The following is a 19,388-nucleotide window of genomic DNA, read 5'->3' as shown; positions in this document are numbered from 1 at the left end:
TGATCGCCCCCACGATCGCGCCACCGCTCGGCGCGCCTAGTTCAAACGTCGCAAACCAAGCGGTGGGCGGATAGGCCAAGAGGCCCACGACTAGGCCGACGCAACAACCGGACAGGCCAGCGACGACGGCACCGACCGCTCCGAAGCGCCCGACCGTCTCTGGCCAATCCGAGGTTCTCCCGCTGGTCACGGCAATATCGTCTTCCGGTCACCGACTGGCGACAAGATCCGACCGCTCATGCCGGGATTGACGAAGTTCAGCCGTGACCACCACCGACGACAACGTCATGGCCAGCAACACCTAATAGGAGGCGGCCGTGGCAAGAGCGTGGCCGGCTCGTTGTCCTCACGCGATGGCTTCCTTGCCGTCGCTCACCACGAACTCGCCGGTGCCGGTGGTGGCGAACGCAGTCTGACGCAGGGTGAGCGAGACCGCTCCAGAACCCCCGCTCAGCACCTGCGACTCGGTGATCTGGTAGGTCGCCGGGATGGCGCCGTCGGCGAACAGGCGCTTGCCCTCGCCCACGACGACCGGGAACTGGATCAGCCGGTAGACATCGACCAGCCCGGCGTCGTGCAGGGCGCGTACCAGCTGCCAGCTGCCGTGCACCTGCAGTTCACCGCCGGGCTGCTGCTTGAGCCGGCGCACCTGCTCGATGATGTCGCCGCGCAGCACCTCGGTTTTGCCCCAGGCCGCGTCGGCGTCGGACAGGGTGTCGCTGACGACGTACTTCTGCCAGGTGTTGAGGGCGGTGGCCACGATGTTGTCCGGGTCGGTCACCTGCGACCAGTAGGGGCGCATCATCTGGAAGGTGCTGCGCCCCAAAAGGATGGCGTCGGCCTTGCGGAACCAGCCGTCGACGGGGGCGAGCTGGCCGTCGGCGGCGTGGGGCACCATCCAGCCGCCGCGCTCGAAGCCGTTGCTGGGGTCTTCCCCGGCCCCGCCCGGACCCTGCATGACGCCGTCGAGGCTGATGAAGGTGTGAACGCTGAGCTCCATGATTATTTGCTCCCCTTTGTGTACGATGTCCACATCTGCGGACAGGCGGAACATTACACACACAAGTGAATGCTGTCCACATTGGGGGGACGACATGGCCGACCTGGCCAAACGAAGCACCTACCGGCACGGCAACCTGCGCCAGGCCCTCCTGCAAGCAGGCATCGACCTGGCCCGTGAGGGCGGCCCGGAGGCGGTGGTGCTGCGCGAGGCCACCCGGCGCGCCGGAGTGGCCCCCAACGCCGCCTACCGCCACTTCGCCGACCGGAACGCCCTCGTGCACGCCGTCTCCCTGGCCGCGATGGCCCAACTGGCCCACGCCATGGAAGCCGAGATGGAAACCGCGCGAGCCGGCCTGCTGCCGCTCGCCGAGGCGGCCCAGGCGGCCTGCGCGCGTTTTCGCGCCGTCGGCACCGGCTACCTGCGCTTCGCCCGGGCGGAGCCGGGGCTGTTCCGGGCGGCGTTCCTGGTCCCCGACACCATGGCCGAAGCCGCGATCGACACCTCCGCCGGAGACAGCGGGCTGACCCCCTTCCAACTGCTCGGCGCGGCCCTGGACGCGCTCGTCGAGTGCGGCCGCATGCCCGCCGAACGCCGTCCAGGCATGGAGTTCCTGGTCTGGTCGTCCGTGCACGGCCTGGCCGTCCTGCTCATCGACGGACCCTTGCGCGGCCTGCAGCCCGACCAGGCCGACCAGACCACCCACCTCCTGATCGACATGATCGAAAGAGGACTGTGACGATGATGGGACATCGACGCACGGCCGGGGAGGGATACGGCCGGCGTCAGTCGTCGGCGCCCAGCCACAGGTCGGGGCCGAAGACCTCGTAGTGGATGTCGCGGGCCGCCACACCCGCCTTGATGAGCTGGGCGCGCACATCGCGCATGAACGGCAGCGGGCCGCACATGTAGGCCACGGCCCCCTCGGGGATCTCCACGCCGGTCAGGTCCATCCGGCCGGTGCGGGCGTGGCCGCACGCCTTCTCCTCGTACCAGAGGATCCGCTCGGCGCCAGGCAGTGTGTCGATGAACTGTTCCATGTCCTCCCGCAGCGCGTGGTCGGCCCTGCACCGGTCAGCGTGCAGCAGCAGGACCCGGCGGGTGGAGCCGGTGGCGACGAGGTGTTCGAGCATCGCGGCCATCGGGGTGTAGCCGATGCCCGCCGAGACGAGCACGAGTGGCGCTTCACCGTCCTCCAGGGCCACGTCGCCGAACGGCGCCGACAGGGTCAGCTCGTCGCCCACCTCGACGGTGGCGTGCAGCAGGGTGGACACCTCTCCGTCCGGGGCGTCGCCGCCGCGCACCCGCTTGACGGTGATCCGGCGCAGTCCACCCTCGCTACAGCCCGACAGCGAGTACTGGCGGAGCTGATACACCCCGTCGGGCATTCGCATCCGGACGCTGACGTACTGGCCGGGACGGCCGGGCGGGACCGGGTCGTCGTCGGCCGGGCGTAGCAGGAAGGAGGCCACGTCGGGCGTCTCCTCCCGGCGCCCGATGACGTGCCACTGCCGCCAGGTGTTCCCGTCGCGCGCGCCGGCCTCGGCGTAGATCTGGGCCTCCAGGGCGATCAGCGCGCCGGCCATCAGCCAGTACACCTCATCCCAGGCCGCGGCGACCTGCGGGGTGACCGCGTCGCCGAGCACCTCGGCGATCGCGCCGAAGAGGTACTTCTGCACGATGATGTAGTGATCGGAGGTGATACCGACCGCGGTGTGCTTGTGGGCGATGCGCGCGAGCATCCGGTCGGGGCGCTCGTCGGGGCGCTCGATCAGCGCGGCGGCGAACGCGGCGATGGAACCGGCGAGGGCCTTGCGCTGTTCACCGTTCGCCTGGTTGCCGCGGTTGAACATGCCGTCGAGCAGTTCCGGGCGCTCAGTGAACATCGTGTCGTAGAACCGCGTGGCGATGGCGTCGAGCGAAGCGCCGACGACGGGCAGCGTGGCGCGGATGATCCCGGCGGATTCCGGGGACAGCATGGGGCCTCCTGGCACACGAGGGGACGAGATTCCAGAGAGAAAAATTGGAATCTCATATGCATATTAAAAGCCGCACCCTGGGCCCCTCCATCCGGGGGCCGGGGTCAGCGGACGGCCAGACCTGGCAAGGTGAGGGAGAGCAGCACCGGTCCCGTAGGCGACGCCACCAGGGAGTCGACCGTGACCGGGTCGAGTGAGGCGAAGAACGCCTCCTGCGCCTCGCGCAGCGCCGCCCGCAGACGGCAGGCGGCCCGCAGCGGGCACGGCGGGTCATCCTCGCAGCCCACCACGTCTCCCGCGCCCTCCAACGCTCGGACGATGCCGCCGACCGACGCGCGATGCCCCGCCTCTGTGAGCCGCAGGCCGCCGCCCCGCCCCCTCCTCGTCTCCACGAGCCCCAGCTCACCGAGACGCGCGACCGCCTTGGCCGCGTGGGTGTACGGCACTGCAAGCGCCTCCGCGACCGAGCGGGTCGTCGGCAGTTCGGCCTCGTCCGCCACCGCCAGCCGCATCACGATGCGGAGCGAGATGTCGGTGAAAGCGGTCAGGCGCATGCCTCCACGGTAGAGGGTCTCCTCCCCCCGATCCGCTCCCTACGCGGGCCGACCGCCTCCCGTCCTTTGACCGAATGAGACGATCTCCAGAACGGTCAGGCCAGCCGGTCGAACTCGCCCGCCTTGACGCCCTCGACGAAGAACCGCCACTCGGCGGGAGCGAAGAGCAGCTTGGGACCAGCGGGGTTCTTGCTGTCACGAACCGCGACCACACCGGGCAGGTTGTCGGCGACCTCGACACACTGCCCGCCATTGTCCGAAGAACGCGACGACTTCCGCCACACGGCGGCACTCAGGTCCATTCCCGCCTCACTTCCTCGATCATTTTGATCGATACACGCTCAGGATAGGCCCACAGCCGTATCGCTTCATATCGGTTTCGGATGGAAATCACGAATTCGCGGTCGGTCGTGACCTGGCCCTGGACCGGCGAGTCCGCGTGAATGGTGTCCGGTTCCCCATTCGGAAGTTCGGCGATCATAAAAGCTCCCGCCAGCCCCGCCAAGCACTCCGGATCGACTACCTGGATGGAGACGGTGGGCCGCTCCGCGACCTCCAGTAGGTAGCCGAGCTGCTCTCGCATCACCTCCGGGCCTCCGACCCGGCGACGCAGCACACCCTCGTCGATGAGGACGAGAACCAAAGGGGGACGGCTCTTGTCGAGGATCCGGCGGCGGCGCATGCGAGCCTCAACGCGTTTCTCCACCTCATCGGGAATGACCCGAGGGCCATGACTAAAGAGGTGCCTGGCGTAGGACTCGGTTTGGAGGAGACCCGGGACGAGAAGGGGGTCCCAGGAGCGGAGGACGAGGGCGGCGGGCTCGATCTCCTCGACCCAGCCCCTGAACCAGATCGGCCCGCCGGAGCGGGAGACGATGCGTTGGTACAGCCCCATGAAGTAGGTGCTGTCGCCCGACCCGAAGAGCCGGTCCAGCTTCTCGGCGTCGACCCTCGACGGCGTCCGGGTGGCGGCCTCCAGGCGGCTCACCTGTGTCTGCGTGCACCCGAGGCGGGAGGCCACGGAGGCCTGCGACAGCCGGGCCGCCTCGCGCAGGCGGCGCATCTCGGCTCCGAAGCGCGCACGGGGGGATCCGGGGTCGGGGAAGGGTTCGACGCCCATCGCATTCCTCTCGAAATAGAGAAAAACGGACTTTCTAATGGCGTGGCGATACCGAATTCAGGCTGCGGTAAACCAGCGCCCGTCATTATCAGACATGCCCTGGACTGCAAATCCGATTACGAATTCACCCGCCGTGAAGGCAATCTAAGCACACGTCTTCTCTGTACGACAGAACGAAAAAGAAAGCGGTCGAGGACCTTTAAACCAGGGATGAGGCGAGTGATGCGTGATCAGAACGACGGCCTTTCACACCCCGGCCGCATTCACCGGCGGCTCCCGGCGGGCGAGCGGCACGAGCGGCACGAGCGATTCATTCATCTGACGCGGCTGGGCTGGGACCTGCATGGTTTCGGCGTGTGCACCTCGCTGGTCCTCCCCGCGACCGGGCAACCGGTCCTGGAGATCTGGTCGGCGGCCGGGACCCTGACCCGGATCACGGTCATACGGCGTTACTGCGGGTGGGTCTTCACCTGGCGGCCGTGGTGGGCGCGCCTGTGGCGGCGGGGCGAATGGGTGTGGGCGGACGCCGACAACGCGGCCGACATCATCATGTCGGCGGTGATCTTGTGAGATCCGGGGGACGGCTCGGTCACCACGGCGACACGGAGGTCCTGCCCCACACATGGCGAAGGGAGTTCCCCGGCGAGGGGGCCTCCATACCGGAGGCCCGGGTGTGGGCGCGAGAGCTGCTGGGCGGGCGGGTCGCGGCTCCGATCCTCGACGATGTCCTGCTCCTGCTGAGCGAGGTGGTCACCAACGCGGTGACCCACTCGGATTCCGGCCGGACGCTGGACGGGCGGGTGACGGTGTATGTGACCCGCGCTCCGGGAGTGATCCATGTCGAGGTGGTCGACGACGGGTCGGCCACGAGCGCCCCGGCCGTACAGACGCCGGAGGCCGACAGCGACGGCGGGCGGGGACTGTGGCTGGTGGATCTGATCGCGACCGCCTGGGGGTCCCACCACGACGACGAGGCGGGCGGGTCGGTCTGGTTCCAGGTCGCGGACTAGATCCTTGGGTTCGGAATTCTTAACACATGAGCCCGAAGTGGGAGGGGTTTCGGGGTCTGGCTCAGGCAGGTGGTCAGGCCGCTGGGCGGAGCCGGGCTCGGGTGATGTAGTCCTCGACGTGGCGGTCGATGGCGGCCATGGCGTGGCGGAGACCGGGTGGAGCGTGTGGCTGGTCAGCGGCGGTGATCGAGCGTAACAGCCGGTTGTGGAGCTTGCTGTAGAAGATCGCGATGCGCCGGCCGTCGGGGGTCAGGACGTAGGTATGGCTGTGTTCGAGACGGTGGATCAGTCCCTTGGCGGCCAGGCGGCGCAGATCGTAGGTCATCTGACTGGCCGAGTACGGCGCGCCGAGCAGCCGGGCCACCAAGCCGCGAAGGGTCTTGTTGGTGAAGCCGGTGACGGCGAACAGCGATAGACACAGGGCGCCGGTCAGGGCCATGACCCGAGGGTCGCCGAACCGCAGGGCCGGGGCCCTCCTGCCACCTTCGGTGAGGGTGGGCCGGGTGATCGGCTCCAAGGCTGGGCTCACCAGGACGCAGCCCTGACCGACACCGATAGTCGCCAGCAGGCGACGGTTGGCGTCACGGGTCTTGGCGATGAGGTCGGGCAAATGGTCGATCCGGCGCAGCACCGCCAGGGCGTAGGTGTCGTTGATGACGGTCTCCACGCGCAGGGCGCGGCGGTCTTTGAGGTAGTACGTGATCCGCGAGTGGCGGTAGAAGGCGTTGACGACGATGCCTTCGTTGTCGCGGTCGATGGCGGTGCGGAAGGTTCCCTTGGTGGTGGCGCGGACCTGCCGGTTGAAGATGATCTCCATGTTGTCCGGTCGGCCGATGTCGAGGTTGTCGGCGGCCAGTGCCTCGAAGAAGGCGCGGGCATGGCGGGGCGCGGTGAAGGTGATGGTGGTGGCCATCTCGATCTGCCGCATGGAGATGGCCCACCAATAGCCCGCCTGCCGGTCTGCGGGAGTGAACGGCAGGGGCAGGCGTGCCCACCAGCGTTCGGCGAAGACCGTGATGTGGCCCGGGCCGAAGGAGTCGCAGATGTTTTGCAGCGCGGCCGGATCGGTGGCCGAGGCGAACCCGTTGGACAACTCGGTGAAGCCGATCCCGGCCTTGAGTGCTTGCCGCTTGGCCCACTCGTGTCCGTTGAACCAGATCTTGCCGGGGTAGGGGAAGTAGGCGCAGATCTTGAAGAACGCCGGGCCGAAGTCGGTATCCCACAGGTAGAAGTAGTAGCAGGTCACTCGGCGTTCGACTCGGGTGAAGGAGAACCAAACCGCGCCGGTTTCGGTGGCGGTCTTGGTGGCGGTCTTGGTGGCGGTGAAGACCCGTTGATACTCCTGGGCCGCGCCGATGGCCACCACCTGCGAGCGGCCGGTGGCCGCTGCTTTGCGCATCAGCGGCGTCACCTTGTCGATTTTCCGTTCCGGCCACGGGCTGTCGGCCGGCATCCCGGGGCGCCCCTTGTCGCTTTTGGCCTTGAAGTCGAGGATCGGGATATCACCTGCCTCGGCGAACGACATCACCGCCCGGCGGAATTGCTGTCCCCGCCGATCCAGCAACGCTGGGGAGGGGATCGGTGCGCCCTCGTGCTGGGTGAGGAAGCTGACCACTTGCCCGCCCACGACGAGGTTGGGCACGTAGGTCGTGAGGTAGACACGATCAAGGCAGTCGATTCGCAGCAGCGTGTGTCCGTCCAGCACGTCGTTGACGGTGACAGTGTTTGCTCTTGCCAGCCGTGAGCTCATGGCCGCTCCCCGCACTCGCCTTATGAGGGCCAGGATGAACCCACCCGCGCAGATTGTCCTGCCGAACCAGAAACCTCGGCGGTCCGAGGCGGAGCCTCACTGGTGCTGTGACCGAATAGGTTCACCGGGTTGTTGGACTTGGCGATTGGATGTGAGGACTCATCCGATGCATCGTCAGGAGGGCTGGTGGCTGAGCCGGTCAAAGTACGTAGGCTGACTGATCAAGAAGGGCAGCGGCTGCAGCAGATCGCGCGGCGGGGCAGTACCAGTTCGGTGCGCTATCGTCGGGCGATGATGCTGCTGGCCTCGGCGGGCGGCAACCGCGTGCCGGTGATCGCTCAGCTGGTGCAGGCCGACGATGACACGGTGCGCGACGTGATCCACGACCTGGGAGGAGTCCACCGACCCCGAGCGCGATGCCAAGCTGGAGCGAATCGAGCACGTCCTGGAGCACTTCCCCGACCGCACGTTCGCGTTCGATGAGTTCGGCCCTCTTGGCATCCGCCCCACCGGCGGCAGTTGCTGGGCCGAGCAGAGCCGGCCCAGCCGGCTCCCGGCTCCCTATCACCGCACCCACGGAGTGACCTACTTCCACGGCTGCTACTCGACAGGCGATGACACCCTGTGGGGCGTCAATCGCCGTCACAAAGGCGCCGCGAACACCCTGGCCGCGTTAAAATCGATCCGCGCGGCTCGCCCAGACGGCGCCCCGATCTACGTGATCTTGGACAACCTCTCCGCGCACAAGGGCGTCAAGATCCGCCAGTGGGCACGGAAGAACAAGGTCGAGCTGTGCTTCACGCCGACCAACGCCTCGTGGGCCAACCCCATCGAGGCGCACTTCGGGCCGCTTCGGCAGTTCACCCTGGCCAACTCAAATCATCCAAATCACACGGTGCAGACCCGGGCTCTGCACCGTTACCTGCGCTGACGCAACGCCCATGCCCGCCACCCCGACGTGTTGGCCGCCCAACGCCGTGAACGCGCCCGAATCCGCGGAGAGAAAGGCATCCGCTGGGGCGGACGACCCCTCTCCTCAGCCGCATGACTGCTTCGTCTCATCGTCGTCGGCACGGATTCGCGACCAGTGCTGGCGCGGTGCGAAGCCTTCCCGCCGCAGCCAGTGCTCGGTATAGACGACACGGTCGGCGGCCACCCGCACCAGGGGATTGCATGGCACCTCCAGCACCGACCTTCCTCGCTCGGCCGCATCCGACTGCCAGCGGTAGACGGCCATTCCCTCATCGAAGTCTACGGAACCGGGTAGCAGCACCTCAGCCCTCCCGAACAGCTGAGCGCCCCGCGAGCTGGCTTGGCCGACCAGCGGTGCGAACACGCCGATCGAGACACGCGGCTCTTGCTGGATGTTGCGCAGCTTCGGCGTCCCGGCTTGGGAAGTGAAGAACAACGTCAGGTCACGGTGGTAGTAGCGGACCGGCGTGGCCAGCGGGCCACCCGGGCCGACGGTCGCCAGCACACACATGTTCTGCGACGACAAGAGGTTGAGAATCCGCTCTTCGAGTCGCGTTCGTGTCAGCGATGCCGTCGGAGCCGGGCCCACCAGCCACGGAGATGTCACGGAAACCGAAAACTGATCATCAACCATGCGACACCCTACCGCCGCTACCGGTATCCGTCAGCGCCCACCCGGTGAACCTATCCGGTCACAGCACTAGATGCCCGTTCGCTGATCGACTCGAGCGGTCAACGGGATCGTTCCGCTGGCTGTCGTCGGTCCCGTCGAGATCGCCCTATCCTGGTGGCCCCTCAGCGCTGGGTGGAGGTCTGGTTCGTGTCACGCCGGTAGGCGTAGTGGATGAGCCCCTTGTGAAACTTGCCTACCTTGTCGTAAAGCGCCCGAGCCGGGGCGTCTTCCAGCGTGTTCCAGTAGAGGCCTGGGAAGCCGTGCTCCTTGGCGTCCCGCGCCACCCACTCAATCACTGCCGTCGCGATACCTCGCCGCCGGACTTCCGCGTCCACGAACAAGTCCGCCAAATAGCATCTCCCGGCGTACCAGACACTGGCGTGGAACAAGTAGTGCGCGATGCCGACCATTCTGCCGTCCAGCCGGGCGGCGATCCCACGTATCTGCTCGTCGTCGAGCAGGCGTCGCCAGGTTCGTTCGTAGTCGTCGTCACTGCGTTCGACCTCGAAGTATGTGTCCTTACCACGGGCTAGCAATTCCCAGCAGGCGCGGTCGGATTCGGTCAGGAAGTTGATCTCCATCATGGCGGCCATCCTGCCGTACGGTCAGGTCTGCGTTGGGCGCGTATCAGGAAGCCGGTCAGGTTCGCGTCGAACGTGACGGCTGACCCGAGCCGGGGCAACTGGCGTTGGCAGATCCACGGTCCGGGCTTGCGCGCGAAGCTTCCGCATTTGCTGAAGCTTCTGGCGGGCGCCGGCGAGACCCACCTGGAGCCCTTCGACCTCGCCGAGCCAGCCACGTTCCGTCGCTTCACGGACTCGCTCATGAAGGTTCGTGATGATCTCTGCGAGCCGCATCGCTTGTGCCGGATCTGGCTGCAGCATCGGACATCTCAGGCAGACTTAACCGAACTGATCTTGATTGGCTGGGAGGATCATGGCCTTCGAGCGCGGCAACAGAGAGTGATTGAGCAACATGTTCGACGTCAGGTCTTCGGCGTGTCGCTAGTTGTACTGACCTGAGAGGTTAGGTACGCGACTGGCGGGTGGGTGGCCGCCGAGTGCGGTGTGTGCTCGGTGGTGATTGTAGGCGTGGAGCCAGGGGTCGAAGGCCTGGCGGCGTTCGGCCTCGGAGGTGTAGGGCCGGTTGTAGGCCCATTCGTCGGCCAGGGTGCGGTGGAAGCGTTCGACTTTGCCGTTGGTCTGGGGCCGGTAGGGGCGGGTGCGTTTGTGGGTGATGCCCAGGCTGGTGAGGGTGTCGCGCCAGAGGAAGGACTTGTAGCAGCTGTCGTTGTCGGTCAGAACACGGCGGATGGTGATGCCCAGGCCGGTGAAGTGGGCGTGGGCGCGGTGCCAGAACGCGGTGGCGGTTTCTTTGGTCTCATCGGGCAGGATTTCGGTGTAGGCCAAGCGGGAGTGGTCATCCAGGGCGGTGTGCAGGTAGCTGTAGCCGATCTTGGGTTTGCCGTGCTTGTAGCGGGCGGTGGTGGTGGCCTTGCGGTTGTGGTGGCCGGTCTGCCGATCGGTGATGCGGTGGCCGCCGCCGTCGGGGATGTTGCCGAGTTTCTTGACGTCCACATGCACCAACTCGCCCGGCCGATCGTGCTCGTAGCGGCGAATGGGCTGGGCGGAGGCTCGATCCAGATGCCGTAGGCGGGCCAGCCGGTAGCGGGACAGGACGCGGTGCACGGTGGAGGGGTGCAGGCCCAGCAGGTAGGCGATGCGGGCCGGTCCCCACCGGCGTGTCACCCGCACCTTGATGATCCGTCGTTCGGTTCGGGTCGGGGTGCGTCGGGGACTGTGGTGTGGCCGGGAGGATCGATCGGCCATGCCGGCCGTGCCGTGCTGTCGGTAGCGGTCGGCCCACCGTTTGGCTGTGGTCACTGCCACCTGGAAGCGTTCGGCGGCGCGGCGCAGGGGCCAGCCGTTGTCGACGACGCAGCGGGCCAGTCGAAGCCGGCCCGTTTCGCTCAGCGGGGCGTTACGGTGGGACACGAGGGCCTCCGGGAAGCTCGGCGTAGATGTCGCAATCCACACCGAACCCGCAGGCCCTCCCTCATTTCAACCACATCGGGCTCGTGTCCTTGGCGTACTCAACCTCTGTGGTCATTACAGCTAGTGCCGGTTCACGCATACGTTCGCCAGGTTGTTAACCGCGCTACTCGTTCCACGTCTTAGTGCCGAATGTCTTGGCCAGAGAACTACTTCTGGCGCAGGCTCTCGATTTCGGCGGCCAATATGGCCATGTCGCGCACATGAGCGTAGTACTTGGTTGCATACTCGTCGTCGATCGCCGGGAGAACCTCCTCGAATACCGACGTCAGCCGCGTCAGGCCAGCGCGGTGTTGTTCGCTGAGCGGGCCTTTAAGAACGCCGCCGGCGAAGCCGTAGGCGTTCGCGTCGAGCATCACCATGTCCTGGTCCTCGATGTCGAGGCCGCGGAAGCCGGGTGGGAATGGCATGGCCATGTGCTCGGCCATCATCTGCGAGAGCGCGTCGAGCTTCTCTTCCAACATGCGGGAAATCCTCCCAGGGCACGCGGGCGTCCCCGAGTGCGGTTCGCGTCGTTGGACCGGATGTCCCGGCATGCCAAACGCGGGCCCCAACCCGGTGAACCTATCCGGCCAGAGCACTAGCGGTAGTTTGTTAGATCAAGGTGGCAGGTAGAGGTATAGGCCCTGACCCGCGCTGACCGCGTTGATCAGGGCTTGGAGCTCAGCGGGTGGGAGCGCTGTCGACCATGCGCGCCACCAGCGTTTCAGCACGAGCGCGGGGATCAGCCAGCCGCGGACGGCCCGGAGTGTTTGAGGCCAACTGGGGGGATGCGGCTGCGGGAAGGCGGCGACGGCGCCCCCCCTCTCTCGGCCCTGCCGGCTGCGCAGGGCCAATGGCGCGGGCGGGCCGGGCGGCAGATCGGCGAACCAGGTGTCCCAGCAGAAGGAAAACGCGCAGTTGACCAGGGTCTGATGACGGCGGATGGCCAGGTCGGAGCGCACTTGAAAGTCGGCCCAGCCCAGCTCATCCTTGATCTGTTTGTAGCTTTGCTCCACCCAGTGGCGCAGGCCGTAGATCCGCACGAGTTCGGTCAGGCCGACGGGTGGGTGGGGGCTGTCGGCCTCCCGGGGCCCGCCGGGGCGGGGCAGGTCGGTGGCCAGGTACCAGGTGGCCTTGTCCGGCAGCGTGGCCGGGTCGGCGGTAGCAACCACCAACCGGGTGCTCCCGTCCGGGCCCCACCAACCCAAGCGGGCCTCGGCGGCCCACCAGATCTCGGTGTGCCCATCACGGAAGCGGCGCGGCACGGCCGTCCAGTCCCCGGGCGACTCGGGCCCGTTCCAGGACAGCTCGCGCGCAGCATCGCGCGGGGTAGGCGCGTCGGACCCGTAGGCCCAGATGCCATGCCGGGCCCGCACGGCCAGCACCCAGGGCAGGCCCGCCGCGTGCAACTCGGCGCGGAAGGCGTCCAGATCGCCGTAAGCGCAGTCGGCCACCACCGCCCGAAAGGCCACGCGGCTGTGCCGGGCCCGGACGGCCAATGCTGCGGCGATCTGTGGCTTGGTACGAAAACCCGGGTCGGCCTTGCCTTTGTCGAACCAGTGGGCCGGGGTGTAGGGCACCGCGTGCAGCGGATAGTAGATCCGCTCATCGGCCCACAGCGTGGTGACCGTCACGATGCCGCGCTCGGTCTTGCCGACCGAGCCCAGATACTGGTGCCCGACATGCGCGGTGGCGGTGCCGTCCTTGCGGTCCCCGCTGTCATCGACCACCAGCACCCCGTCGGCATGTGGCGCGGTCCGGCGATCGGTCAGTAACACCTTCAGGCGCCGGGCGTTGACCGCATCGGGATCCCAGCACGACTCGGACAGAAAGTACTGCAGCCGCTGCACCGCCGCGTGCTGGGCCCCGGCCACCGGCTCGGTCCCGGCCAGGCAGGTGAGCGTCTTGTTCCGCCCGGCCGGGGCCAACAGCCCGGTCAGATACTCCCGGAATCCGCGCCGTTGCCCCAGATGCGAAAACAGATCATCGAACCGGGCTGCGTAGGCCTCCAACGGCCCCGGCGCGGGCGGGCACGGCAGTTGCTTGGTCATCACCGGCTCCCCCCATCAGGGAACACCGGTCTCTACCCCGCACAACCTTGATCTAACAAACTACCGCTAGAGACCTTCAAGGGTGGGGGTTACACGGCCTGGCCTGGGCGTGGGCCGACAGGCGGTCGTCGCGGTGCTACCTGGAGTGGATGAGGTGTCCCGAGGGCGATGGTCTGACCGCTGAGCAGCGATTACGGCGGGAGCAGGTGCGAATGCGGGCCGCTGGGGCCGAAGTGCCTGCGCTGGAATTGCGGAATCAGCGTGCACGCGTGCGCGGGGTTGTTCAACCTTTGCCCATCAGGGCCTCCCAGAAGGCGCCCACGGGTACGGTGACAAGGGCCAGCCACGGGCTCAACGCCAGCAGCAGCGAGAGTCCCACCTGCGCCAGCGTGCTCCAGCCGAACCCGAGTACACCGTGCCCGTAGGAGTACGGATCCGAGCGGCCCTCCGTGGCCTGCTCCAGGTCGAGCGGGGACGGGCGAAGGACCACTTTGCCGGTGTACAACACGAGGGCGAGCAGCACGTTGAGGAGCTGAACGCCGAGCCCCAGCCAGACGGCGTCGCGAAGCTGTACGTCCTGGAGCGTCACCACGCCCAGGCGTGCGAGCTCAACGAGGATGCCGGCCGTCAGGCTCAGGACCGTGGTCGCGGGGCCGGCCATGGTGGGGTGTGCCAGGTCCGATGACAGCCTCCATGGCAGGAGGACCAACAAGCCCGGGATCACGGCGGCCAGGATGGCCAACCCCAGGCCCCATAACAGTGCGGGCCAGGAGAATCCTAGGAGGATCGCGGCCATGACGCCGAGAACGAGGAGCGGGGCCGCCTGTGTGACCAATGTGCTCTGCAGCCGGGCACGCGCCTGACCCCATTGCCACGAATGGCTCTGTGTCGTGAGCCCCATATACGCCCCCTTGGCCGCAGTCACCGATCAAAAGAGAGACGATCTAGACGGGACCCGGGTTCCCGCGTCAGCGCCGTGAGGTGCGGAGGTGGATGCGTTCGCCCTGCTTTCCGAAGAGGCTGAGCACTTCGACGCTGCCGCGTCCGGCGGCGCCGAACCAGTGCGGAATCTGGCAGTCGAACTCGGCTGCCTCGCCCGCTCCCATGACGAAGTCGTGGTCGCCCAGTTTCACGCGGAGTCGTCCGCGGAGCACGTAGAGCCATTCGTAGCCCGCGTGGGTCCGCAGGTGGGGCTGTTCGTCGTGCGCTGGAATGGTCATCTTGTACGCGCGTGGTTCTCCCTGATGGCGCGACAACGGGATCAGCACCCGGCCGTCTTTTCCGGTGGGCTGCTGCGGCACGCGCGGGTCGACTATCCGGGGTGCGGCGACGATCTCGTCGAGGGGGATGCCCAGCGCCGCGGTGATCGGCAGGAGCAGCTCCAGGCTCGGCTTGCGCTGGGCTGATTCCAGCCGGGACAGCGTGCTGGTCGAGATGCCGGTGGCGCGCGCGAGATCGGCCAGGCTGATGCCCTTCTTCTCCCGGGCACGTCGCAGCCGAGGAGCGATCTGTCCTATCACGGCGCTGACGCTCGGTTGCTCGTCCATGGGATGCAGTCAATCAATGTGTCCCGGAATCAGCAACGAAGTTTGTTGATTCCGGCCGGCTCTCCCGATCCTCTCGGTGGAGGTGATCCGAATGGACGCAACAACGGATCCAACGAGCGGATCGGTGTCAGAGGTGTCAGAAGTGTCAGAGGTGCTGTGGGACACGATCATCGTCGGCGGCGGAGCCGCCGGATTGTCGGCCGGGGTCGTGCTCTCGCGAGCACGGTTCGCGACTCTGGTCGTTGACGGCGGCGAGCCCCGGAACGGGCCCGCCGATCACATGCACGGGTACCTGACCCGGGACGGCATGGCGCCGAGAGAGTTCGTCGCGACCGGGCGAGACGAGCTCACCCGTTACGGCGGGACGCTTGTGCGGGCATCAGTGATCGACGCGCGGCGCGCCTCGGACGGCACGTTCGAGTTGCGACTCGCCGACGACCGCGCCCTGCGCGCCCGGTCGGTGCTGGTCACAACCGGGCTGACCGACGAGCTACCCGACATCCCGGGACTGTCCGAGCGATGGGCATCCGAGGTGCACCACTGCCCCCACTGCCATGGCTACGAAGTGCGGGGGCGCACCATCGTCGTGATCGGCAGCACGATGGCGACGGTATCGGCACATCTGGCCGCGCTGATGCGCCGCTACAGTTCCTCGGTGACGTTCTGCGTCAACGGCGCCGAGGTCGGCGCCGCCCAGCGGCAGCGCCTCACGGCGTACGGCGTGCGCCTGATCGACGCGCGCGTCACGCGGGTCTCGACGAGTGCCTGCACCGCGGGCGGGGGCCCGGTCGCAATCGAGCTCGACAACGGCGAGACCGTCGCGTGTGAGGCCGTCTTCGTGGCGCCTCGCCCGGTGCCTCATGACGCGATCCTGACCATGCTCGGCGTGGGCAAGGACCCGGTGAGCGGACTCGTCGCCGTCGATTCCCAAGGTGCCACGAATGTCCCCGGGGTCTGGGCGGCCGGGAACGTGGTCAACCCCCGGGCGCAGGTCGTCGCCGCCGCGGGCGCGGGCTCCACCGCCGCCATCAACATGACCGGCTGGCTGCTCGAACGGGAACTGTCCGCCGCCGTCTCGCCTGACGGGCTCGACGTCAAGGGTGCGATCTGATGGCCGGCATCACCGCGGAGACGTCCCGGAACACTTCCTCCGACAGGTTGCCTGCCGGTGTGTACCTGCTCGGGTTCAGCCTGTTCGCGATGGGAAGCGCAGAGTTCCTGCTGGCCGGCGTACTGCCGGCGGTGGCCGCCGATCTGGACGTCACGCTCTCCTCGGCCGGGTTCCTGATCACCGCGTTCGCGCTGGGTGTCGTGATCGGCGGGCCACCGTTCGCCGTGCTCAGTCTGCGTTGGCCTCGCCGTACCGCGCTGGTGGCGACCCAGGTCCTCTTCGCAGCCGGCATCGTCGTCGGACTGCTGGGCGACTACCAGGTCCTGCTGCTGACGAGGGTGGTCTCGGGTATCGCCTATGCGGGCTTCTTCGCCGTCGCGTCGGTGACCGCGATCAGCCTGGTGACGCCGGACCGGAACGCCCGCGCCTCCGGAGTCGTGGTCAGCGGGCTCAGCGTGGCGATGGTCGTCGGCGGTCCCGCAGGCACACTGCTCAGCCACTTCGTCCAATGGCGCGGCGGCTTCTGGGCCGTCGTGGCCCTGACGGTCGCCGGGATCATCGGTTGCCTCCTCGGACTCCCTGCCCCCGACTCAGGCATCGACCGGCCCAGCGAGCCGAGTGTTTCGCGGGAGCTCGCCACGATGCGGAAACCGATGCTCTGGGGCATCTACGCGATCACGATCCTGACCACTGCGGCGTACATGATCACGTTCAACTACCTGGCAGCCATGCTCGCCGACATCACCGCCATCCCCGAGGTCTGGATCCCGGCGATCCTCGCGCTCTTCGGGGTCGGCGCCTTCGTCGGTCTGTCCATCGGCGGACGTGTCTCCGATCAGCGCCCTCACCTCGCACTCCTCACCGGCGCATCGGCGATCGTGATCCTGTCGGTCGTGATGGCTGTCGTGATCCAGCAGGTCTGGGCGGTGGTACCCACGGTTTTCCTGATCGGCATCGCCGCGTTCGTGCTGAACCCCGCCCTCTACGGACGCGTCTTCGCCATCGCAGCCGATGCGCCGACCCTCGCCGGCGCCACCACCGTGTCGGCGTTCCAGCTGGGCATCAGCATCACCCCCGTCCTGGCAGCCGCCTCACTCACGCAAGGGGCCGACCTCACGTCGGTCTGCTTGATCGGGGCCGCCCTCGCCGCGGCTGCCGTACCCTTCATGCTCCTGGACCGGGCACGACAGGCCCGCCCAACACAACGCACGGCGGCTGACCCGACGGACGCTCCAGCCTGATCGCGGACGGCTCACCGGAGCACCGCCCGGGAGACCTCGGCCCGTTACCCCGATCTCCACGACGGTCAGTTTCCGACGGCGACAGCCGCGTTGAGCGGGCCGCGGTCGGCCAGGCAGCGAAGGATGCAATCGGCCAGGTCGGCGCGGGACAGGCGGATGCCACCGCGCACGTTGCGGTCGATCGCGCTGCGGTAGGAGCCGGTGCGCGGGCCGTCGGTCAGCATCGGAGGGCGCACGATCGTCCACTCCAGGCCGCTGGCCCGCACCAGGCCCTCCATCCGCCGCATGTCGGCGAAGGGGTGCTCCAGCACCCTGGTGAGGATCGGCTTGGCCAGGAAGCGGGTGAGGGGGCCGTCGCCCTCGGTGAACATTCCGCTGGCGCTGACCACGACGAGCCGCCGCACGCCCTCGATCTTCATCGCCTTGACGATGCCGGTCGCGCCGTCGGCGCAGATCGTGGTCGGCGCGCGGCCCTGGCGCGACCCGAGCGCGGAGACCACCGCGTCCCGGCCGGCGATGGCCGGGCCGATCGCGGCCGGTTCCGTGACGTCCGCCTGGAGCACGGTCAGATTCGGGTGAGAGTGGTCGAGCCGGGCCGGATCCCGGACCACGGCCGTCACCTCGTGTCCCGCATCCAGGGCCTGCCGCAGAACCTCCCGGCCGGTGCCGCCGGTGGCACCGAACAAAGTGATCTTCATTGTCCACCTCGGTTAGTGAATGCTTACTAACCTGTAGAATGAGTGAGCATTCACTAACTTGTCAACAGGGAGGTGCCATGGGCACTCGGGACCGGATCCTCGACGCCGCCGCGCACGTCATGCGTGTCCACGGGCTGGCCCGGGCGACCACCCGGGAGATCGCCAAGGCCGCCGGCTACTCAGAGGCCACGCTGTACAAGCACTTCCGCGACAAGGTCGACCTGTTCCTGGCCGTCCTGGCCGAGCGCACGCCCGCCAACCTCCGCCCCCTTCTCGCGGATCTCCCCGCGCGTGCCGGGCGGGGAACCGTCCGGGACACACTCGTGGAGGTCGCCCGCGCCGCCATCGGCTTCTACGGCGAGACCTTCCCGATGGCGGCCTCACTGTTCGCCGAACCGCAGATCCTGGCCGCCCACCGCGACGCCGTACACGAACGCGGCGCCGGTCCTCACCACGTCAACCAGGCACTGGCCGCCTACCTGGCGGCCGAGCGGAATCTGGGCCGCATCCGGCGCGAATGCGACCCCGAGGCGGCCGCGACGCTCCTGCTCGGCGCGTGCTTCCAACATGCCTTCCTGAACAGCTTCAGCGGCAAGGAAAATGATCAGGAGTCGGCGGAACGCCTCGCGGCGGCCCTCACCGACACCCTCACTCTCGGCCTTTCCCCCCAGGACGCCCCGCCCCCCGCAGGACAACCCTCCACTTCCCCATCCTGACCACCCGGTCGCCCCGCTCGCCGAAGACACAACGCGTGGAGGCGGTCGCGCCCCACCGAGGCCTTGCCGCATTTCACGTCTTTCTCCTGCCTCCTCTCGGCTGGGCCGGTCTGGTCGCCGAAGCCGTTTCGCCACCGGCTCGGCCGCCGGCGGGGCGATGCTCCGGGTGATGCTCCAAAGCTTTCATGATCTCGGGAGCCAGAGCCTCTGCCAGCGCGGGCGCGAGAGCGTCGGCCAAGGCTGACGCGAGGAACTGCGCGACCAGGAGTCTTTCAACTGCCGATGCCATCGGCGTCGCGCGCGACGCCGAAGCCAGAGCCGTTTCGATCAGGGTTGCCATGGGGTCCCCGCCGCGCATACGGGTTTTCGTGGCGTGACCGGCCTCACTGAATATGTCGTGGATGAGGTCGTCGATCAACGACTCCACCGGTTCATGTCCGGCTTGCTTGCCCGTTTCCTCCGACACCACGAGTTGCTCCTTTACGGTTGATGTGAGCCGTCCCCCAGTTGCCGATTTCGCAGCAGCTGGGGGACGACGTCCTTGCCTGCGGTCCGGCGGCCTGCCGCTACCGGCCCGCGAGCGCGGCCAGCAGAAGCGGGTGCTCGATACCGCTCTCGCCACCCTCCTCACGGCGACGCATGAGCATGGCCAGCAAGATCGGGTGCTCGAAGAGACCTCCGCCGCGCTGCCTCCGGCGACGCATGAGCGCCGCGAGCAGAAGCGGGTGCTCGATACCGCTCTCACCACCCTCCTCACGGCGACGCATGAGCGCGGCCATCAGAAGCGGGTGCTCGAAGAAGCTCTCACCACCCTCCTCACGACGGCGCATGAGCATGGCCATCAGAAGCGGGTGCTCGAAGAAGCTCTCACCACCCTCCTCACGACGGCGCATGAGCATGGCCATCAGAAGCGGGTGCTCGAAGAAGCTCTCT

Annotated in this window: 23 protein-coding genes and 1 pseudogene; 8 read left to right on the top strand and 16 right to left on the bottom strand. The window is 67.6% G+C overall.

Annotated elements, in window-relative coordinates; genetic code table 11:
- Positions 1-346: 346 nt before the first annotated feature.
- Positions 347-1,000 (bottom strand): dihydrofolate reductase family protein, encoded by a 654-nt coding sequence (locus ACFY2X_RS23040; protein ID WP_389940857.1) that lies wholly within the window; start codon positions 998-1,000, stop codon positions 347-349.
- Positions 1,001-1,094: 94 nt separating this feature from the next.
- Here ACFY2X_RS23040 and ACFY2X_RS23035 point away from each other — a divergent pair, with 94 nt between their 5' ends.
- A complete protein-coding gene (locus ACFY2X_RS23035) occupies positions 1,095-1,739 on the top strand; it encodes a TetR/AcrR family transcriptional regulator (protein ID WP_389940855.1) in 645 nt (214 codons plus the stop codon).
- Positions 1,740-1,785: 46 nt separating this feature from the next.
- Here the strand turns inward: ACFY2X_RS23035 and ACFY2X_RS23030 are convergent, their stop codons facing one another.
- The 4 genes from ACFY2X_RS23030 to ACFY2X_RS23015 all read right to left on the bottom strand — a co-directional run bounded on the left by ACFY2X_RS23030 (position 1,786) and on the right by ACFY2X_RS23015 (position 4,653).
- Positions 1,786-2,979 carry a globin domain-containing protein gene (locus ACFY2X_RS23030; RefSeq protein ID WP_389940853.1) on the bottom strand — a complete coding sequence of 398 codons (1,194 nt, stop codon included), beginning with the start codon at positions 2,977-2,979 and terminating at the stop codon, positions 1,786-1,788.
- A gap of 104 nt (positions 2,980-3,083) precedes the next feature.
- Positions 3,084-3,533, bottom strand: coding sequence for an RrF2 family transcriptional regulator (locus ACFY2X_RS23025; RefSeq protein ID WP_389940851.1), 450 nt, complete (start codon positions 3,531-3,533; stop codon positions 3,084-3,086).
- A gap of 95 nt (positions 3,534-3,628) precedes the next feature.
- On the bottom strand, positions 3,629-3,835 hold the full coding sequence (locus tag ACFY2X_RS23020; protein WP_389940849.1) for a DUF397 domain-containing protein: 207 nt from the start codon (positions 3,833-3,835) through the stop codon (positions 3,629-3,631).
- Entirely contained in the window at positions 3,826-4,653 is an 828-nt protein-coding gene (locus ACFY2X_RS23015) for a helix-turn-helix domain-containing protein (protein WP_389940847.1), read from the bottom strand. Before ACFY2X_RS23015 ends, ACFY2X_RS23020 begins: the two co-directional genes overlap by 10 nt.
- 222 nt (positions 4,654-4,875) lie before the next feature.
- On the opposite strand from ACFY2X_RS23015, the gene ACFY2X_RS23010 reads away from it, so the two are divergent.
- Both ACFY2X_RS23010 and ACFY2X_RS23005 read left to right on the top strand, forming a co-directional pair.
- Positions 4,876-5,223, top strand: coding sequence for a hypothetical protein (locus ACFY2X_RS23010; RefSeq protein ID WP_389940845.1), 348 nt, complete (start codon positions 4,876-4,878; stop codon positions 5,221-5,223).
- The gene (locus ACFY2X_RS23005) at positions 5,220-5,663 is read left to right on the top strand and encodes an ATP-binding protein (RefSeq protein WP_389940843.1); all 444 of its coding nucleotides are present in this window, start codon (positions 5,220-5,222) and stop codon (positions 5,661-5,663) included. Before ACFY2X_RS23010 ends, ACFY2X_RS23005 begins: the two co-directional genes overlap by 4 nt.
- A 73-nt stretch (positions 5,664-5,736) precedes the next feature.
- On the opposite strand, the gene ACFY2X_RS23000 is transcribed toward ACFY2X_RS23005, so the two are convergent.
- Positions 5,737-7,413, bottom strand: coding sequence for a hypothetical protein (locus ACFY2X_RS23000; RefSeq protein ID WP_389940841.1), 1,677 nt, complete (start codon positions 7,411-7,413; stop codon positions 5,737-5,739).
- A 186-nt stretch (positions 7,414-7,599) separates the two neighbouring features.
- On the opposite strand from ACFY2X_RS23000, the pseudogene ACFY2X_RS22995 reads away from it, so the two are divergent.
- Positions 7,600-8,461, top strand: a pseudogene (locus ACFY2X_RS22995) (transposase).
- Here the strand turns inward: ACFY2X_RS22995 and ACFY2X_RS22990 are convergent.
- Positions 8,450-9,019 carry a pyridoxamine 5'-phosphate oxidase family protein gene (locus tag ACFY2X_RS22990; protein WP_389940839.1) on the bottom strand — a complete coding sequence of 190 codons (570 nt, stop codon included), beginning with the start codon at positions 9,017-9,019 and terminating at the stop codon, positions 8,450-8,452. The pseudogene ACFY2X_RS22995 and the gene ACFY2X_RS22990 sit on opposite strands and share 12 nt — an antisense overlap.
- Positions 9,020-9,180: 161 nt before the next feature.
- The gene (locus ACFY2X_RS22985) at positions 9,181-9,642 is read right to left on the bottom strand and encodes a GNAT family N-acetyltransferase (RefSeq protein WP_389940837.1); all 462 of its coding nucleotides are present in this window, start codon (positions 9,640-9,642) and stop codon (positions 9,181-9,183) included.
- A 126-nt stretch (positions 9,643-9,768) separates the two neighbouring features.
- Between ACFY2X_RS22985 and ACFY2X_RS22980 the strand changes: the two genes are divergently transcribed.
- Complete coding sequence (locus tag ACFY2X_RS22980) at positions 9,769-10,080, top strand: hypothetical protein (RefSeq protein WP_389940835.1); 312 nt, start codon at positions 9,769-9,771, stop codon at positions 10,078-10,080.
- Here the strand turns inward: ACFY2X_RS22980 and ACFY2X_RS22975 are convergent.
- The 5 genes from ACFY2X_RS22975 to ACFY2X_RS22955 all read right to left on the bottom strand — a co-directional run bounded on the left by ACFY2X_RS22975 (position 10,063) and on the right by ACFY2X_RS22955 (position 14,689).
- Entirely contained in the window at positions 10,063-11,052 is a 990-nt protein-coding gene (locus ACFY2X_RS22975) for an IS481 family transposase (RefSeq protein ID WP_389940834.1), read from the bottom strand. The two genes, ACFY2X_RS22980 and ACFY2X_RS22975, sit on opposite strands and share 18 nt — an antisense overlap.
- Positions 11,053-11,258: 206 nt before the next feature.
- On the bottom strand, positions 11,259-11,573 hold the full coding sequence (locus ACFY2X_RS22970) for a hypothetical protein (RefSeq protein WP_389940832.1): 315 nt from the start codon (positions 11,571-11,573) through the stop codon (positions 11,259-11,261).
- A 135-nt stretch (positions 11,574-11,708) separates the two neighbouring features.
- A complete protein-coding gene (locus tag ACFY2X_RS22965; protein ID WP_389940830.1) occupies positions 11,709-13,142 on the bottom strand; it encodes an IS701 family transposase in 1,434 nt (477 codons plus the stop codon).
- 283 nt (positions 13,143-13,425) lie between these two features.
- Positions 13,426-14,043 (bottom strand): hypothetical protein, encoded by a 618-nt coding sequence (locus ACFY2X_RS22960; RefSeq protein WP_389940828.1) that lies wholly within the window; start codon positions 14,041-14,043, stop codon positions 13,426-13,428.
- 67 nt (positions 14,044-14,110) lie between these two features.
- Positions 14,111-14,689, bottom strand: coding sequence for a helix-turn-helix domain-containing protein (locus ACFY2X_RS22955; RefSeq protein WP_389940826.1), 579 nt, complete (start codon positions 14,687-14,689; stop codon positions 14,111-14,113).
- Between the two features lie 142 nt (positions 14,690-14,831).
- Between ACFY2X_RS22955 and ACFY2X_RS22950 the strand changes: the two genes are divergently transcribed.
- On the top strand, positions 14,832-15,800 hold the full coding sequence (locus ACFY2X_RS22950) for an NAD(P)/FAD-dependent oxidoreductase (RefSeq protein ID WP_389940824.1): 969 nt from the start codon (positions 14,832-14,834) through the stop codon (positions 15,798-15,800).
- The gene (locus ACFY2X_RS22945; protein ID WP_389940822.1) at positions 15,800-17,041 is read left to right on the top strand and encodes an MFS transporter; all 1,242 of its coding nucleotides are present in this window, start codon (positions 15,800-15,802) and stop codon (positions 17,039-17,041) included. Before ACFY2X_RS22950 ends, ACFY2X_RS22945 begins: the two co-directional genes overlap by 1 nt.
- Before the next feature lie 65 nt (positions 17,042-17,106).
- On the opposite strand, the gene ACFY2X_RS22940 is transcribed toward ACFY2X_RS22945, so the two are convergent.
- Positions 17,107-17,739: an NAD(P)-dependent oxidoreductase gene (locus ACFY2X_RS22940; protein WP_389940820.1), complete on the bottom strand. Its 633-nt coding sequence runs from the start codon at positions 17,737-17,739 to the stop codon at positions 17,107-17,109.
- A gap of 77 nt (positions 17,740-17,816) precedes the next feature.
- Between ACFY2X_RS22940 and ACFY2X_RS22935 the strand changes: the two genes are divergently transcribed.
- Positions 17,817-18,455 (top strand): TetR/AcrR family transcriptional regulator, encoded by a 639-nt coding sequence (locus tag ACFY2X_RS22935; protein ID WP_389940818.1) that lies wholly within the window; start codon positions 17,817-17,819, stop codon positions 18,453-18,455.
- A gap of 73 nt (positions 18,456-18,528) precedes the next feature.
- Here ACFY2X_RS22935 and ACFY2X_RS22930 read toward each other — a convergent pair whose 3' ends face one another.
- Positions 18,529-18,924: a hypothetical protein gene (locus tag ACFY2X_RS22930; protein WP_389940816.1), complete on the bottom strand. Its 396-nt coding sequence runs from the start codon at positions 18,922-18,924 to the stop codon at positions 18,529-18,531.
- A 97-nt stretch (positions 18,925-19,021) separates the two neighbouring features.
- Positions 19,022-19,388 (bottom strand): hypothetical protein (locus ACFY2X_RS22925; RefSeq protein ID WP_389940815.1); only part of this gene is annotated, 367 nt, incomplete at its 5' end.

It is taken from the genome of Streptosporangium sp. NPDC000396 (assembly GCF_042898655.1).
Taxonomy (GTDB): domain Bacteria; phylum Actinomycetota; class Actinomycetes; order Streptosporangiales; family Streptosporangiaceae; genus Streptosporangium.
The sequence above is the reverse complement of the archived record's forward strand: the minus strand, read 5'-3'. Positions and strand labels throughout refer to the sequence as shown.

Coding starts and splice junctions, on each gene's coding strand:
- ACFY2X_RS23040 (WP_389940857.1), bottom strand. CDS start 1,000: ATGGAGCTCAGCGTTCACACCTTCATCAGCCTCGACGGCGTCATGCAG.
- ACFY2X_RS23035 (WP_389940855.1), top strand. CDS start 1,095: ATGGCCGACCTGGCCAAACGAAGCACCTACCGGCACGGCAACCTGCGC.
- ACFY2X_RS23030 (WP_389940853.1), bottom strand. CDS start 2,979: ATGCTGTCCCCGGAATCCGCCGGGATCATCCGCGCCACGCTGCCCGTC.
- ACFY2X_RS23025 (WP_389940851.1), bottom strand. CDS start 3,533: ATGCGCCTGACCGCTTTCACCGACATCTCGCTCCGCATCGTGATGCGG.
- ACFY2X_RS23020 (WP_389940849.1), bottom strand. CDS start 3,835: ATGGACCTGAGTGCCGCCGTGTGGCGGAAGTCGTCGCGTTCTTCGGAC.
- ACFY2X_RS23015 (WP_389940847.1), bottom strand. CDS start 4,653: ATGGGCGTCGAACCCTTCCCCGACCCCGGATCCCCCCGTGCGCGCTTC.
- ACFY2X_RS23010 (WP_389940845.1), top strand. CDS start 4,876: ATGCGTGATCAGAACGACGGCCTTTCACACCCCGGCCGCATTCACCGG.
- ACFY2X_RS23000 (WP_389940841.1), bottom strand. CDS start 7,413: ATGAGCTCACGGCTGGCAAGAGCAAACACTGTCACCGTCAACGACGTG.
- ACFY2X_RS22990 (WP_389940839.1), bottom strand. CDS start 9,019: ATGGTTGATGATCAGTTTTCGGTTTCCGTGACATCTCCGTGGCTGGTG.
- ACFY2X_RS22985 (WP_389940837.1), bottom strand. CDS start 9,642: ATGATGGAGATCAACTTCCTGACCGAATCCGACCGCGCCTGCTGGGAA.
- ACFY2X_RS22970 (WP_389940832.1), bottom strand. CDS start 11,573: ATGTTGGAAGAGAAGCTCGACGCGCTCTCGCAGATGATGGCCGAGCAC.
- ACFY2X_RS22965 (WP_389940830.1), bottom strand. CDS start 13,142: ATGACCAAGCAACTGCCGTGCCCGCCCGCGCCGGGGCCGTTGGAGGCC.
- ACFY2X_RS22960 (WP_389940828.1), bottom strand. CDS start 14,043: ATGGGGCTCACGACACAGAGCCATTCGTGGCAATGGGGTCAGGCGCGT.
- ACFY2X_RS22955 (WP_389940826.1), bottom strand. CDS start 14,689: ATGGACGAGCAACCGAGCGTCAGCGCCGTGATAGGACAGATCGCTCCT.
- ACFY2X_RS22945 (WP_389940822.1), top strand. CDS start 15,800: ATGGCCGGCATCACCGCGGAGACGTCCCGGAACACTTCCTCCGACAGG.
- ACFY2X_RS22940 (WP_389940820.1), bottom strand. CDS start 17,739: ATGAAGATCACTTTGTTCGGTGCCACCGGCGGCACCGGCCGGGAGGTT.
- ACFY2X_RS22935 (WP_389940818.1), top strand. CDS start 17,817: ATGGGCACTCGGGACCGGATCCTCGACGCCGCCGCGCACGTCATGCGT.